The organism is Paenibacillus puldeungensis (assembly GCF_042678945.1).
Lineage (GTDB): Bacteria > Bacillota > Bacilli > Paenibacillales > Paenibacillaceae > Fontibacillus > Fontibacillus puldeungensis.
The window spans coordinates 27,927-42,302 of the sequence record NZ_JBHTLM010000032.1; the positions used below are offsets into that span (position 1 = coordinate 27,927).

A 14,376-nucleotide genomic window follows, 5' to 3' on the forward strand; every position below is an offset into this window, starting at 1 on the left:
TGCCAATAAATATGGGGATAAGGTGGGTTTTCAGGTGAATCGAAAAATAACGATGATGTTGATGATGATTTTTCTCGTGGTGATGCTGGCAGCGTGCGGAAGCAGCAAAGAGGGAGCAGGCAGCAGCCGTAATGCGAATGCAGGGGCGGCGAAAAGCGAGGCGGGGGCTAGCGGTACGAACACGGCTGAACCTGCCACGGCAGCACCGGCCGAGGAGGAGCTGACGATCAAGCACAAGCTGGGCGAAGCGAAGGTGAAGAAGAACCCGGGGAATGTAGTCGTATTTGACTACGGTGTGCTGGAAACGCTCGACAAGCTCGGTGTGGAAGTAGCTGCGGTTCCTCAAGGGAATTTACCGACCCATCTGAAAAAATATGAGGATAGCAAATACACGAACGCAGGAACACTGTTTGAACCGGACTTCGAGAAGCTGAGTGCCCTTAAGCCGGGTGTCATCTTCATCTCCGGGCGGTCCGCGGAGGCATATGAGGAGCTCAATAAGATCGCACCGACGATTTTTATGGGTGTCGATACAGCTAAATACATGGATTCTTTTACGGAAAATGTAAAGATGCTCGGCCAAATTTTTGGCAAAGAAGCCGAAGCCGATAAGGAGCTTACTGCCCTGAATGATTCGATTAAAGCAGTGAGCGAACAAGCGTCGTCCAGCGGCAAAAAAGGGCTCGTTATCCTGACGACGGGCGGCAAAGTAAGCGCCTACGGTCCGGGCTCGCGGTTTGGTGTGGTGCATGACGTCTTTGGCGTGCCGGCCGTTGACGACACAATCGAAGCTTCAACGCACGGCCAAAGCATCTCCTTCGAATATGTGGCCGAGAAAAACCCGGACTACCTGTTCGTGGTTGACCGTGACGCCGTCGTTACTGAAAAGGGCAAACAGGCTGAACCGGCCTCGAAGCTGGTTGAGAACGACTTGGTGAAGAAGACGAACGCCTACAAAAACGGCAAAATCATCTACCTGGACCCGAGCTATTGGTATTTGTCGGGCGGTGGACTGTTGTCCCTGCCGGAAATGTTGAAGGAAGTTCAGGAAGGGATCAAGTAAGTCAGTAGATTGGAGCGGAGAGCTGGGCAATTTAATATGAGGGCAGTTTCTGCAGCAGGTGATCACGATGTGATATGCAGAAGCTGCCCTTTTATCTTGCGAAGGTAATGGGTGCATGATTGCCTGCTCCTTTTGCCTCTGGTAGCGCGGCGGAGTGATCGTTGCGTTACCTAACGAACTCAATAAGCGCTAATCGGGGGATTTTACTGGTTCTACTAATCTAACGAACTCAGTAGCGCTTATTGCGTGGAATTTGGCAATAAAGGCCCCTGCAGCAGCCCAATAAGAACGCTGGGGTTCGTTAGATTGCCCAAATGGCTGTTTTCGCCGAATTAGCGCTTACTAGGTTCGTTAGAAAGCCGAACGCAACGCAGAGTTGGAGAGACCCGTTGGGTGCAGTATGCAAGATTAGATGGCTTGGGGCTCTACTGCTGTATTTTCTCGTGTTGATTTGCCCAATGCTGTTACCGCCGAATTTCGAAACTCCGGATTCGTTAAGTAGGCACGAAGGAACAAGTCCAGCTTGTTCTTTAGCCAAAACAGTTCCATTCTTTTGCGCTCATGAATGAAAATAACCAGTTGTCCTTCATTTCCTGCTTTGTCGCGGTAGTACAAGGCTTCGTTGAGAATGTCGAGGGTCGAGCCACCCTTAAATCCAATGCGCTCTATCGGAGATTCCGGGTTCGGCTTCCGTTCCATAATGTCATAAAAGATCGGTAGAGCTATCGGCGAGAGCCTCTCCCCATTCTGGATGCTTTGCAGAAGTTGTGCGTATTCCTTTGCGGTGGACCGGGGAAGTCGATCTGACCAGACCGCCTGTGCGGATAATGGCAAATTAATGCGATTTAAGTCAGAAATCGTATCGGGCAGTTGGCGAATCATGTCAAAAAGCTGGTTGGCAATAGCTACATATTGCTCATCGGAAAAGTTCTTCATGGCTTGCTCTGCCTGTCGGCTTGACAGACAGTCATTTTTAATAAGGTGGGCGTACATCAACATTGCTGAAGAAACAGGGTAAATCGGGTCATGCTCAGATAGGCCAAGGGCGGTAATCCGCCGGTTAATGTTGTCCAATCCAAGCTTCTCCATCAAAAACTCCGTATTAGCATTTGAGCTAAATTGAATCATTCCCCTAGTAACCTCGATTAGAGGAACAAAGCCACTACTTTCAGCTCCGTCAGTAGTTTCCTGCCCCAAGTGCCCTAGCCAGCTTGAATGGGCGTTCCCATCCGAATTCGGAATGTAGAAACGGTTGAGATCGGCCAAGGAGATCATTTCATCCGGCTGAATGGTACCTTGAGCGGCCTGTTCGGCAAACTCGGCAGCAATCACAATCTTGAGTACACTTGCTAGGGGCCGTTTCACGTTAGACTGGTAATCAATAACTACCTGCCCATTTTCAATCGCAACCACCGAGGAGCAATCCGGCTGTTGAGCGAGAAACTCCAGAACGTCCTGCTCTGTTTTTCGATCAATCTGTCTTTTTGCCATCCAAACTAGCAACCCAGCGGCTAACAAGACGAAAGAGACAATTCCTATCGCAATGTAGACAAGCAAGCAATAACCTCCTTTAAAATTAGATCAATTTTGAAGTAAGTTCACCTGATTATTTACGAGCGCAGAGTCCATCACGTTTCCAACAAAAGAGAATCCGATCTATAAAAAAAGAACTGGTCCAATTAATAGGGATCAGCTCTTTTTCTTATACCAGCCAAGCGTCAAGCTAGCTTTGTATTGAATCTATGATATAGCAGGCTTAGCCATATTCCAGATGACAGCAGCGCCGCAAACGCAAATGGCAGCAGGCTCTCCTGCTCGAGGCAAAGCTTGGCGATCCAAAAGGATGGCAGGGGGGCGAATAGGTATTGTACGTCGCCCGAGATAAAAAACGGAATAGGCAGCCCGACCATGATCAGTCCGGCCATCTTGGCAACCGCCATCCCTTCAACCCGGTTGTGGGATACCGCAAAGATCAGCAGGGCGACAGAGATGCTTACGAGACTACTAAGCAGGCAGGTCAGCAACAGCATCCCGAAAGACCATGCAGTCAAAGAGAACCGTTGCATAAGGATGACGGATAGCAGAAAAGAAATCGCCGCAGGAAATACCAGCCGGGATAAGACGTAACCCCGTTTTCCTAACGGTGTAACGGCTAGATATCGTGATAAGTTCTCATCGTATTCCCCGAGCATGACCATCGCTGAGGCGAAGCAGAGCATATACGGCGTTACGATGCTTAGTAACAAATCGAATAGCAAATAGTAATTTGCCAGGATCGCTGTTTTCTGGAAATAATCACATAATACTTGCTCAATTGCCGGTACACCATACCGAATAAAAATGGCCGACAATACGGAAGCGAGACAGACGGCGACCAACATGCTGTCCTTAAATACCTGCCGGACAAACATGATGAAGGAACGAATTAAGGGCTTCATAGCTTTACGCCTCCCAGCGCTTGAAGACTCTTGGCCACGGTGTGGCGGGCAACTCCTGCAGTAATCCCGACCCAAACGGCAAGGATGATCGCCGCGAGCCACGCGTTGGGGCCGTTTTGGCATAGTTCGATAATGCTGGCCCCTGGGTGAAGAATCAGCCATCCCGGCTTCCACCCGAACAAATAGACAATGGCTGGCACGTTGATGATGAGCTCGGCTGGAATGGTAGCGACAATAAACTGATTGAGCGTTCCAATACCCGCGGCAACCATGAGCCCCACCGCAGAAAATAGACAGGATCCAAGGAATACACCGAGGAGAAAGAAAAACGGATTCTCAACCACGCCGCCGAACACGCCGATCAGCCATCCGACAATCGTGGAGATGATAGCTAGTGAGATCAGTTTGGCCGTCACATATTCCAATGGCTTAACGGGAGAGATGGCAATGCTGTTCAACACCCGTTCGCTTTTTTCAAACAGGACGATCGCCCCCATGAAATACAGGCCCATAGCCGCGGGATCGCTGAAGATCATCAACACGGCCGCCTGATCGCGCCAGGTGTCCGGCAAAGCGTACAGCAAACTAATATAAATCAGGGTAAAAACGAGATATATAAAATAGAAACCATATTTGTACTGAAAACGCACGTCGCCGATTAGCAGAGCCTTCGTTCTCATTGCAGCTTCCTCCCGGTCAGCTCCACAAAGATATCGTTGAGCGTAGGCTCGCTGCTGTGGATCGAGCGTAGGCGGTTTTCTCGAATCAACCGCTGTAGCTGCTCGTCAAGGCCCGTTTGATCCAGGCGAATTTCCTCCTGCTCCTCGCGGTTGTTCTGCTCATAGGTATATGTAACCTTGGAGGCTCCGCGGGACATGATCAGGTTATGGGGTGTATCCAGTGCCGCTAGTCGGCCGTCCACGATAAAAGCAACACGGTCGCACAGCTCGGTCGCGTCATACATATTGTGAGTCGTCAGGATAATCGTTTTGCCATTTGCTTTTTCCTGAAGAATCATGTCCTTCATCACTCTCGCGTTGGATGGATCAAGCCCAGATGTTGGTTCATCCAGAAAGAGCAGCGCCGGGTCGTGAAGCAGGGCTTTAATGAAATTCAATCTGGACTTCATTCCTTTGGAGAAATCCGAAACCTTCTTATCGCCATCCTGAAGCAGACCGACCCGCTCCAGCAGCAGCTCCGGATCGCCAGCTTTTTTGTATAGAGACCCAAAAAAGCGCAGATTCTCGCGGGCGGTCAGTTTTTCATACAGGCTGGGGAATTCAAAATCGACGCCGATCTGTTCGTAGAAGCCGTTATCGTGGTGCTTGGCTTCCGTTCCATTCACCTTCACGCTGCCGGAATACTGAGTGAGGAGTCCGGTCAATATTTTCTGCAAAGTGCTCTTGCCTGCGCCGGAAGGACCTAAAAAGCCAAAAATTTCTCCGGTCTGCACTTGGAAATTCATATTTTCAATAAAGGATTGTTTCGTATAGCTAAAGCTCAAGTTTTGGACTTGGATCATAAAGTTCCCCCCTCAAACAGCTGGAGCACAACGCCGCGCAGCATCACCTTGATCGCATCGTCGAAGACATCCTCGCCAATCTCCTTCTTATGAAGCATTGTCATAAAGATAGCCCTGAGCACCGCACTGAAAACTTGAATATTCCCGTCCGTGTGGACGCCCGGCAGCAGTGAGAGCAACTGCTCCATGCTGAAATTGTCCTCCTCGGCGTGAGCCATCGCCACCTCCGGCGGCAGCTTGCGAATGAGCAGTTCCAGATCGCCGTTAGCGATAAATGAATATAAAAACGTAGAGTCAACCTGTTTATACAGTCCAAAGATGAGGTCAGTGATCGCATCCGGCGTCACGTTTCCTTCGAGTGCATGAATCTGACGAAGCAATTGGGACTGGAGCTCATCATGGAGCTGGCAAAACACATCGAAAAACAGCATTTCCTTCGACGGATACAGCAAATAAAAGGTCCCTTTAGGGATATTGACGCGTTTTACGAGCTCATCGACCGTCGTTTTACGCATTCCGAACTGAGTAAGACAGATTTGCGCCTCTTCCATGAGGCGTTTTTTCATATATGCGCGTTCGTTTTCGGTAAAGGATTTGGGCATTTCAGCACCCCTTCATTCTATTTGACTAAAAATGAAAATATAGTCAAATGGTAATCCTGACGGATTGTTTTGTCAAGCAATCTTTTCCAGTAGCGACTTGTTAGGAGGGGGCACGCGGCCTAACGAACCGTATAACGCTTATTTTTGAAAAAACGGGCTCTGATGAATTCTAACGAACTCCAGCGGCCTTATTTTGGCAATAAGCAGTGAAAACAAGGCGAATTACTTCAAATAGCGTTTCTGGAGTTCGTTAGAATTTTCAAAACCTGTTTTCTTACCAAATAGTGCTTATTGAGTTCGTTAGACTAACGTAGAAGGGGGAGCGGCGAACGAAGAACAGTAACCAGTACCCTATTTAGAGTGACGTAGATTCTAGGGAACAGTAGGTAATCTATGGTAAACTTAAGCCAGTGAAAGAGAGGAGTTGTGGCAATGGCAAACGCGGTAGAACCGGTCATTAAGATTGCAGATTTGCGGATGAAATATGGAGATAAAGACGTGCTGAAAGGGGTCGATCTTGAGGTTTACCCTGGACAAATTATCGGATACATAGGACCTAATGGAGCAGGGAAAAGCACCACGGTCAAAATTATGCTCGGGTTGGTAGAGGGATATTCCGGCGAGGTACGGATCTTTGGCGAAAATCCGAAGGACGGCGGTATCGATTATAAAAGAAGAATCGGCTACGTCCCGGAAATCGCCGAAATTTACGATACGCTGACCGCCCGGGAGTACTTGTCGTTTATCGGCGAGCTGTACGGAATGCCCGCGGCGGCCGCCGAATCAAAGGCGCGACGCCTGATGAACCTATTTGGGCTGGAGAATGTATTTAACTCGCGTATTGCCACTTTCTCGAAAGGGATGCGGCAGAAGGTGCTGATTATGTCTGCTCTGCTGCATAATCCGGACGTGTTATTTTTGGATGAGCCACTAAGCGGCCTGGATGCGAACAGCGTAATGGTAGTGAAAGAGATGCTGGCACTGCTTGCCGCGCAAGGGAAAACGATATTTTACTCCTCGCACATCATGGAGGTCGTAGAGAAGATCAGCAGTCGGATCGTACTGCTCGACGGCGGGCGAATCGTCGCGGACGGCAGCTTCGAGCAGTTGAAGGAGCGCAGCCATGAGGGCTCGCTGGAGGAGATATTTAATCAGCTAACCGGATTTAACGAGCATCATGAAATTGCCGAGCAACTCGTATCCATCGTGCAAGAGGTGTAGCTATGAGTGAAATGAAGACACTGCAAGTGCTTGATCGTTTTCGCGGATGGTTTGAGAAGTCCGGAGTCGACTACCCTGTTATGAGACGAATCATTCAGGTGAAGCTGACGATGGATGCCAGAAGAATGCCGACGGTAATCGGAAACAGATCCAAAAAGAAGGGAAACGCCGGGATCCAGAATGAAGGTAACCAATTTCTGAGCTCGCTGTGGATGTACGTCATTTTTGGCGGGTTAAGTACGATGTTTATATTCATGGGGGACAATTACCTGTTTCAAATGAGCCTGATGTTCGGCATCTTCATGTTCATGATTACGACGTCGCTGATTTCGGACTTTTCTTCTGTGCTGCTGGATATACGCGACCGTCACATCCTGTCCACGAAGCCGATTAACGGCAAAACGATTGCCATGGCAAAGACGGTGCACATTTTCATCTATATGTTTTTCCTGACCGGATCGCTTGCTGTGGTACCGGTGGCTGTAGGCACATTCCGGCATGGAATTGTCTTTTTCCTGCTCTGCGTGGTTGATCTGATTTTGATGGATTTGTTGATCGTTGTATTTACGGCTTTGCTGTACTTGGCGGTGCTGCGTTTTTTTGACGGGGAGAAGCTCAAGGATATTATCAATTACGTGCAGATCGGTTTGACGATCGGGATTACGGTTGGTTACCAGCTGCTTGCCAGATTGTTTAATATCGTAGATATGGACATTGTGTTTCAGCCGAAGTGGTGGCAATATTTTATCGCTCCGATTTGGTTCGGCGCTTCGTTCGAGACTGTGCTGCGAGGGGGAGCGAACCCGCAATTCAACGTCTTTACCGTGCTGGCTTTGCTGGTTCCTATCGTTTCTTTTATCATTTACATCCGGCTGATGCCGGCATTGGAAAGAAACCTGCAAAAGCTTGCCGAGCCCGATGGAAATAGCAGCCAGAAAACCGGTAAAGGGGTAAAGTGGATCGCGAATATTCTTTGTGCTTCGCCACAGGAGAATACGTTCTTTCGGTTCGCGTGGTCGATGATGGGCAATGAACGGGAGTTTAAGCTCAAGGTATATCCATCACTCGGCTTTGCTATTATTTTTCCGATTATATTTCTGTTCTCGGATGGCATCAAGGACGGACTTCATGGGCTTGCGGGAACCAACAAATACTTGTTCATTTATTTCTGCGGATTAATGCTGCCTACCGCAATCCGGCTGCTAAGACATTCTGGAAAACATAAGGCCGCATGGATTTACCAGACAATGCCGATTCAGAATATGTCTGATGTTTATAAGGGTACGCTGCTTGCTTGTCTCGTTCGTATGGTTCTGCCTCTTTTCATCGTGGAATCCGTTATTTTCATCCTGCTGTTCGGTCTGTCGATCTTTCCTGATTTGGTTGCTGTCGGTCTTGCCTTACAGCTGTATGCGATCATCTCTTTTGGCTATTTCAAAAAAGGTCTCCCTTTTTCCGAGCCGTTTGAAGCTGTCCAGCAGAGTGAAGGACTTCGAATCATACCGTTAATGCTGTTGCTTGGCGTTTTTGCTTTGCTCCATTTGCTGGCAACCTGTTTCCGGTTTGGAGTGCTCGTCTACGCTGTAATGCTCATTGCGGCGATCTGGCTGGCTTGGAGATTTACTTTTGCTTCAAAGAGGTTAAATTCGGGCAATTAATGAGTAGAAGGGAAGAAGGGAGGGCTGTAGATGGATGTGCTCCGTTCGGAAGATCGTACGGAATCTCTAACTGGGGCGGTGAAGACACCGCCCGGCCATTTGCAGAATGAACTTGGGTCTTGCGGTATCGGTCAAGTAGGTGAAACTACAAAAGAGCAAGGACACAGCCCTCGAATCCGCCGGGAAAAAGCGACCGTTGCTCTGATGATCAGCTTATATTGCAGCCATCAGCACAAAAACCGGGTAAGGACAAGCTTGGTAGCACCGGATACCGGCTTGAAGCTAAGCTTAAGCTTATGTGAGGAGTGCCTTAAGCTCTACACGTACGCCAATCAGCGGTTGACTCATTGTCGGTTTGGAGAGGATAAATCCACCTGCTTGTCGTGTCCAGTACACTGCTATGCTGCATCGCAGCGGGAGAACATCCGTAAAGTGATGCGTTACGCCGGGCCGAGAATGCTTTGGAGGTACCCACTTTTAACATTGCAGCATTGGCTAGACGGAAGGCAGCGTTTTAAGTCACAGTAATGTCAAAAATAGTCCTGAGGTGCTAAAAACCAGTCGTGGTGCGGGTTCTGAGGCTCACATTCATCGATGTGACAATTATCATGTGATTCTTGTCACAAAATTATTACTTTTACCCCGTTGATTTTCATTTCTCCGTGATAGAATTCACATTAGATAATAATTATTAGAAAGTAGGGAAGGAAAAATGTTGGATCCGATTCTGCTTGCACGCCTTCAGTTTGCAGTCACCACGATTTTCCATTTCTTCTTCGTTCCACTATCCATCGGTCTGGTGCTGCTCATCGCCATCATGGAAACGATGTATGTGGTCAAAGGCAAAGAAGAGTACAAACAGATGGCTAAGTTCTGGGGGAAACTGTTCCTTATCAATTTTGCGGTAGGGGTCGTGACGGGTATCCTTCAGGAATTCCAGTTCGGCATGAACTGGTCGGATTACTCACGGTTCGTAGGGGATGTCTTCGGTGCGCCGCTGGCGGTTGAAGCCCTGTTCGCCTTCTTTATGGAGTCGACGTTTATCGGACTGTGGATCTTTGGTTGGGACCGCCTTTCCAAGCGGGTTCACTTGCTATGTGCTTGGCTGGTTGCTGTGGGAACAACGGTATCCGCATTCTGGATTTTGGCCGCTAACTCATTTATGCAAAGACCTGTTGGTTTTGCGGTCAACAATGGACGTGCGGAGATGAATGATTTCTTCGCTTTGATCACTAACGGGCAGTTGATGGTTGAATTTCCGCATACCGTACTCGGCGCATTTGCAACGGGATCGTTCTTGATTGCGGGAGTCAGCGCTTATAAGCTGCTGAGACGCCAAGATGCGGCATTTTTCAAAAAATCGTTTACGGTCGCTATAGTTGTGGCACTGATCGCTTCGGTTGGTACCGCATTATTCGGTCATCAACAGGCACAGTATTTGGTTAAGACACAGCCGATGAAAATGGCCGCTTCCGAAGGCCTGTGGGGCAAGAGTGGTGACCCGGCTCCTTGGACCGTGTACGCTCACATCGACTCGAATGATCAGAAGAACAATTTTGAAATTAAAATTCCTTATTTGCTCAGCTTCCTGTCTTACAGCAAATTCTCTGGTGAAGTCAAGGGGATAAAGGAGCTGAACGCGGAATATCAACAAAAATACGGCCCTGGAGATTACATTCCTCCGGTACGCACGACCTTCTGGAGCTTCCGGATCATGGTCGCAGCCGGCAGCTTGATGATTTTACTAGGCTTGTACGGTGCTTATCTCGCTTGGCGCAAGAAGCTAGACAAACCGCATAACTGGTTCTATCGGGCGATGCTGTGGTCCATATCGCTTCCGGTGATCGCCAACACATCGGGCTGGATTATGACGGAAATCGGGCGTCAGCCTTGGACGGTCTTCGGCCTGATGCAGACGAAAGACAGCGTGTCGCCTAGCGTTACCGGCGGGCAAATTCTGTTCTCGCTGATTGCCTTTACGGCGATCTATGCGGCGCTAGGTTCCGTATTGGTATACCTGTTCGTGAAAGTTATTAAGAAGGGCCCGAATGCAAAGAACGATCAAAAAGACGTCTCTGCGGATCCATTCGGTAAGGAGGGTTATCATGTCTCTTAATGAGCTCTGGTTTGTCCTTGTCGCAGTATTGTTCATCGGCTTCTTCTTCCTGGAGGGCTTTGATTTCGGCATTGGTATGAGTACCCGCTTTTTGGCAAAAAATGATATGGAGCGCCGGGTGCTGATCAACTCAATCGGCCCGTTCTGGGATGCCAATGAAGTTTGGCTTCTGACAGCTGGCGGCGCGATGTTTGCGGCATTTCCAAACTGGTATGCCACGATGTTCAGCGGATATTATACGCCGCTTGTCGTGCTGCTGCTGGCCTTGATCGGCCGCGGTGTCGCCTTCGAGTTTCGGGGCAAGGTCGATAGCGGAAAATGGAAAACGACTTGGGATATCGCCATTTTTGTCGGCAGTCTGCTTCCTCCATTCCTGCTCGGCGTTGTATTCTCCGGCCTGATGAAGGGCTTGCCTATCGATGGAGACATGGAAATGAAAGCCGGCTTGTTCGATATGGTTAACGTATATACCTTGGTCGGCGGTATTACGGTTGTTATGCTTTGCCTTGTTCATGGTCTTCTGTTCGCTACGCTGCGGACGACTGGGGACCTGCAGGAACGGGCTCGCAAAATGGCGCATAAGCTGCTCATTCCGCTCGCGGTTATGTTCGTCCTCTTGGGTGTGTTGACTTATTTCCAAACGGACGTCTTTGAAGTCCGCGGTTTGCTGCTTGGCATCGTAGCTGTCCTTGGGGTTGTCGCCTTTGTGCTGGCGGGCATGTTCATTTCGAAAAAACGGGACGGCTGGGCATTCGGCATGACGGGTACGATGATCGCCCTTTCGATCGCTTCCGTATTCATCGGATTGTTCCCTCGTGTTATGGTCAGCTCGATCAATGAAACGTTCTCCTTAACGATTCATAACGCGGCTTCCGGTCATTATTCGTTGAAGGTGATGACCATCGTTGCTTTGACCCTTCTGCCATTCGTGCTGGGTTATCAAATTTGGAGTTACTTTGTTTTCCATAAACGCGTACACGAGAAGGAGCATCTGGAATATTAATGGGACGCGGCTTAATGAAATTTAAAGGGATTAGGCCGGTCATGATGATCATGGCCGGACTTACCCTCCTTCAAAGCATCGCTATCATATTGCAGGCAAAATGGCTGGCGGAGGTCGTCTCCGCCCTGTTTGCCGGCGCCAAGCTGCAGGAGCAAGTCGGCGGTGCCGTCTTGTTCCTGCTTGCTTTTACGGTGCGGCAAATCTGTGCACTGCTGCAGCAGAAGACAGCCTATCGGTTTGCCGAGCACACCGGAAGGGACCTGCGCAAGCAGGTGCTGGAGAAGCTGTTCGAGCTGGGGCCTCGATTTGCCGGAAAAGAAGGCACAGGCAACCTGGTCACCCTCGTACTGGAGGGAGTCACCAAGTTCCGTGGCTATTTGGAGCTGTTTATTCCGCGGATGCTGGGCACTGGCATGACGCCGGTGCTCATTTTGGCCTACGTATTTATGCTGGATCTGACCTCCGGCATTATTATAACGGTGACGATGCCGATTTTGATCGTCTTTTTGATCCTGGTCGGACTCGCGGCACGTAAGCAAACGGAAAAACAACTAAAATCATACCGGCTCTTATCAAACCACTTCGTTGATTCCTTGCGGGGACTGGAGACGCTGAAATATCTCGGACGGAGCAAGTCGCACCGTACTTCTATCGACAAGGTCAGCGATTCTTACCGGTCCGCCACCATGCGGACGCTGCGCGTCGCTTTTCTATCCTCGTTTTCGCTTGATTTCTTCACGATGCTGTCTGTAGCCTCCGTAGCTGTCGGGCTTGGGGTAAGGCTCGTAAATGGCGACATTATGCTGCTGCCTGCTTTGACCGTGCTGATTTTGGCGCCGGAATACTTCCTTCCGGTCCGTATGGTAGGGGCCGATTTCCATGCCACACTCGACGGAAAGCAAGCGGGCGAAGCGATGAATGAGATTATCTCCGCAGCGGAGGAGGAAGCAGCCAAAGCGGCTCCCGTACCGGAAGGGGCTAATTTGTCGTGGACGCCGGATAGTGAGCTTGTATTAAGCGGTATCGGCGTCACCCACGAGCAGGAAGCGGGGCCATCGCTAGCGAACGTAAGTCTGAAATTTCATGGCATGGGCAAAATCGGCATCATTGGCGAAAGTGGGGCGGGCAAGTCCACATTGATCGATCTGATTGGGGGATTCCTGCGTCCGACAGCCGGAGCCTTTGAGATAAACGGAACGAAGCTTGGCGATTTGGCAGCGCCCGGCTGGCGGGAACAAATTACATACATACCGCAAAATCCGTATATTTTTAGTAGTACACTGGCGGACAACATCCGCTTCAATGCTCCGAACGCCACACGGGAGGAAGTAGAAAGAGCTGCAGTGGCCGCAGGGCTTGAAGGCTTGGTGCGGCAGCTGCCCGGCGGGCTGGATGAGCTGATTGGGGGCGGAGGTCGGTCTTTAAGCGGCGGTCAGGAGCAGCGCGTGGCGCTGGCCCGTGCTCTGCTCAGCAAACGTCCGATTATTTTGCTGGATGAGCCGACTGCTCATCTCGACATCGAAACGGAATACGAGCTAAAGGATACAATGCTGCCATTGTTCACAGGCAAGCTGGTGCTGCTGGCTACCCACCGGCTACACTGGATGCGGCAGATGGATTACATCATCGTCATGGAACAGGGCCGGGTGGCCGAGACGGGAACCCATGACGAGCTGATGGCGAAACAGGGGGCCTACTACAAAATGGTGCTGGCCCAGCGGGAGGAGATTGCATGAATCAGGAGCCTTGGATTCGCCCCTATTTTCGGATGTACAGCGGCAGGTTTGCGCTGTATCTGATCCTCGGTGTGCTGACGCTGCTTTCCGCCGGGATGCTGATGTTTACGTCAGGGTACCTTATTTCCAAATCGGCGCTCCGGCCCTATAACATACTTCTCGTATATGTGCCGATCGTTGGCGTTCGCACATTCGGGATCAGCCGGGCAGTCATTCACTATGTAGAGCGGCTGGTTGGTCATGATACGGTGCTGCGGATTCTAGCGAAAATGCGGGTTCGCCTGTACAGCATTTTAGAGCCGCAGGCGCTGTTTATCCGTTCCCGTTATCGCACGGGGGATATCCTTGGAGCGCTGGCCGACGATATCGAGCAGCTGCAGAACGTGTACATCCGCACGGTATTTCCAAGTGTCGTTGCTTTGATTCTCTATGCGGCAGCGGTGATCGCCATGGGATTCTTCGATCCGATGTTTGCGTTGCTGCTTGCTTTATACATCTTTATATTGGTTGCTGTGCTTCCATATATATCGCTACGTTTGACCCGGAAAATGAACGAGGAAGTCAAAAAGGAACGGAACGGTTTGTACCAAACGTTAACGGACGCCATTATGGGTATCGGCGATTGGATGATCAGCGGCAGATCATCGGAATTCCTGGATGCCTATGAGCAGGATGAAGAAGCGGTGGCCCGCAAGGACCGCAAGCTCCGGGCTTGGGCCAGATGGCGCAGCATGATCGGGCATTTCGTCGTAGGGATCGTTGTCGTATCGATGGTCTTTTGGGCCGGCGGAGAGGCCGAAGCGGGTCACATCGACGTGACGCTGATCGCCGCCTTCGTGCTGATTGTGTTCCCGCTCTCGGACGCGTTCCTGCCGGTATCCGAAGCGGTAGAGCGGATCCCGCAGTACCGCGTCTCGCTGGAGCGGCTCGCGCGGATCTCCGGCCCGGCGGTGGCCGGGGCCGGGAGCAGGGGCAGCGGCGGCACGGCCGCTGCCGCCATTGAGGCGGCGGGCGATG

Annotated in this window: 13 protein-coding genes; 8 read left to right on the forward strand and 5 right to left on the reverse strand. The window is 50.4% G+C overall.

All coding sequences use genetic code 11. The annotated features are described in order from the left end of the window. Positions 1-34 precede the first annotated feature (34 nt). Entirely contained in the window at positions 35-1,063 is a 1,029-nt protein-coding gene (locus tag ACFQ3W_RS24745; RefSeq protein ID WP_379321908.1) for a siderophore ABC transporter substrate-binding protein, read from the forward strand. A gap of 408 nt (positions 1,064-1,471) precedes the next feature. Here ACFQ3W_RS24745 and ACFQ3W_RS24750 read toward each other — a convergent pair whose 3' ends face one another. The 5 genes from ACFQ3W_RS24750 to ACFQ3W_RS24770 all read right to left on the reverse strand — a co-directional run bounded on the left by ACFQ3W_RS24750 (position 1,472) and on the right by ACFQ3W_RS24770 (position 5,625). Next, entirely contained in the window at positions 1,472-2,620 is a 1,149-nt protein-coding gene (locus ACFQ3W_RS24750) for a serine hydrolase (RefSeq protein ID WP_379321909.1), read from the reverse strand. 161 nt (positions 2,621-2,781) lie between these two features. Further along, entirely contained in the window at positions 2,782-3,501 is a 720-nt protein-coding gene (locus ACFQ3W_RS24755) for a hypothetical protein (RefSeq protein ID WP_379321910.1), read from the reverse strand. Continuing rightward, positions 3,498-4,181, reverse strand: a complete 684-nt coding sequence (locus ACFQ3W_RS24760) for a fluoroquinolone export ABC transporter permease subunit (protein WP_379321911.1) — start codon at positions 4,179-4,181, stop codon at positions 3,498-3,500. Before ACFQ3W_RS24760 ends, ACFQ3W_RS24755 begins: the two co-directional genes overlap by 4 nt. Further along, complete coding sequence (locus ACFQ3W_RS24765; RefSeq protein WP_379321912.1) at positions 4,178-5,023, reverse strand: ABC transporter ATP-binding protein; 846 nt, start codon at positions 5,021-5,023, stop codon at positions 4,178-4,180. The genes ACFQ3W_RS24760 and ACFQ3W_RS24765 overlap by 4 nt, the downstream gene beginning before the upstream one ends. Continuing rightward, positions 5,020-5,625: a TetR/AcrR family transcriptional regulator gene (locus ACFQ3W_RS24770; RefSeq protein WP_379321913.1), complete on the reverse strand. Its 606-nt coding sequence runs from the start codon at positions 5,623-5,625 to the stop codon at positions 5,020-5,022. The genes ACFQ3W_RS24765 and ACFQ3W_RS24770 overlap by 4 nt, the downstream gene beginning before the upstream one ends. 432 nt (positions 5,626-6,057) lie before the next feature. Between ACFQ3W_RS24770 and ACFQ3W_RS24775 the strand changes: the two genes are divergently transcribed. The 7 genes from ACFQ3W_RS24775 to ACFQ3W_RS24805 form a co-directional block, all read left to right on the forward strand. Further along, positions 6,058-6,846, forward strand: coding sequence for an ABC transporter ATP-binding protein (locus tag ACFQ3W_RS24775; protein ID WP_379321914.1), 789 nt, complete (start codon positions 6,058-6,060; stop codon positions 6,844-6,846). A gap of 2 nt (positions 6,847-6,848) precedes the next feature. Next, positions 6,849-8,504, forward strand: coding sequence for a hypothetical protein (locus tag ACFQ3W_RS24780; protein WP_379321915.1), 1,656 nt, complete (start codon positions 6,849-6,851; stop codon positions 8,502-8,504). A gap of 30 nt (positions 8,505-8,534) precedes the next feature. After that, the gene (locus ACFQ3W_RS24785; RefSeq protein ID WP_379321916.1) at positions 8,535-9,032 is read left to right on the forward strand and encodes a nitrous oxide-stimulated promoter family protein; all 498 of its coding nucleotides are present in this window, start codon (positions 8,535-8,537) and stop codon (positions 9,030-9,032) included. Positions 9,033-9,216: 184 nt separating this feature from the next. Further along, positions 9,217-10,620, forward strand: a complete 1,404-nt coding sequence (locus tag ACFQ3W_RS24790; RefSeq protein WP_379321917.1) for a cytochrome ubiquinol oxidase subunit I — start codon at positions 9,217-9,219, stop codon at positions 10,618-10,620. Beyond that, positions 10,607-11,623, forward strand: a complete 1,017-nt coding sequence (cydB, locus tag ACFQ3W_RS24795; protein ID WP_379321921.1) for a cytochrome d ubiquinol oxidase subunit II — start codon at positions 10,607-10,609, stop codon at positions 11,621-11,623. The genes ACFQ3W_RS24790 and cydB overlap by 14 nt, the downstream gene beginning before the upstream one ends. Continuing rightward, positions 11,623-13,359: a thiol reductant ABC exporter subunit CydD gene (gene cydD, locus ACFQ3W_RS24800; RefSeq protein WP_379321918.1), complete on the forward strand. Its 1,737-nt coding sequence runs from the start codon at positions 11,623-11,625 to the stop codon at positions 13,357-13,359. Before cydB ends, cydD begins: the two co-directional genes overlap by 1 nt. Beyond that, on the forward strand, positions 13,356-14,376 hold a 1,021-nt coding region (locus tag ACFQ3W_RS24805; protein ID WP_379321919.1), incomplete at its 3' end, for an amino acid ABC transporter ATP-binding/permease protein. The genes cydD and ACFQ3W_RS24805, both read left to right, overlap by 4 nt.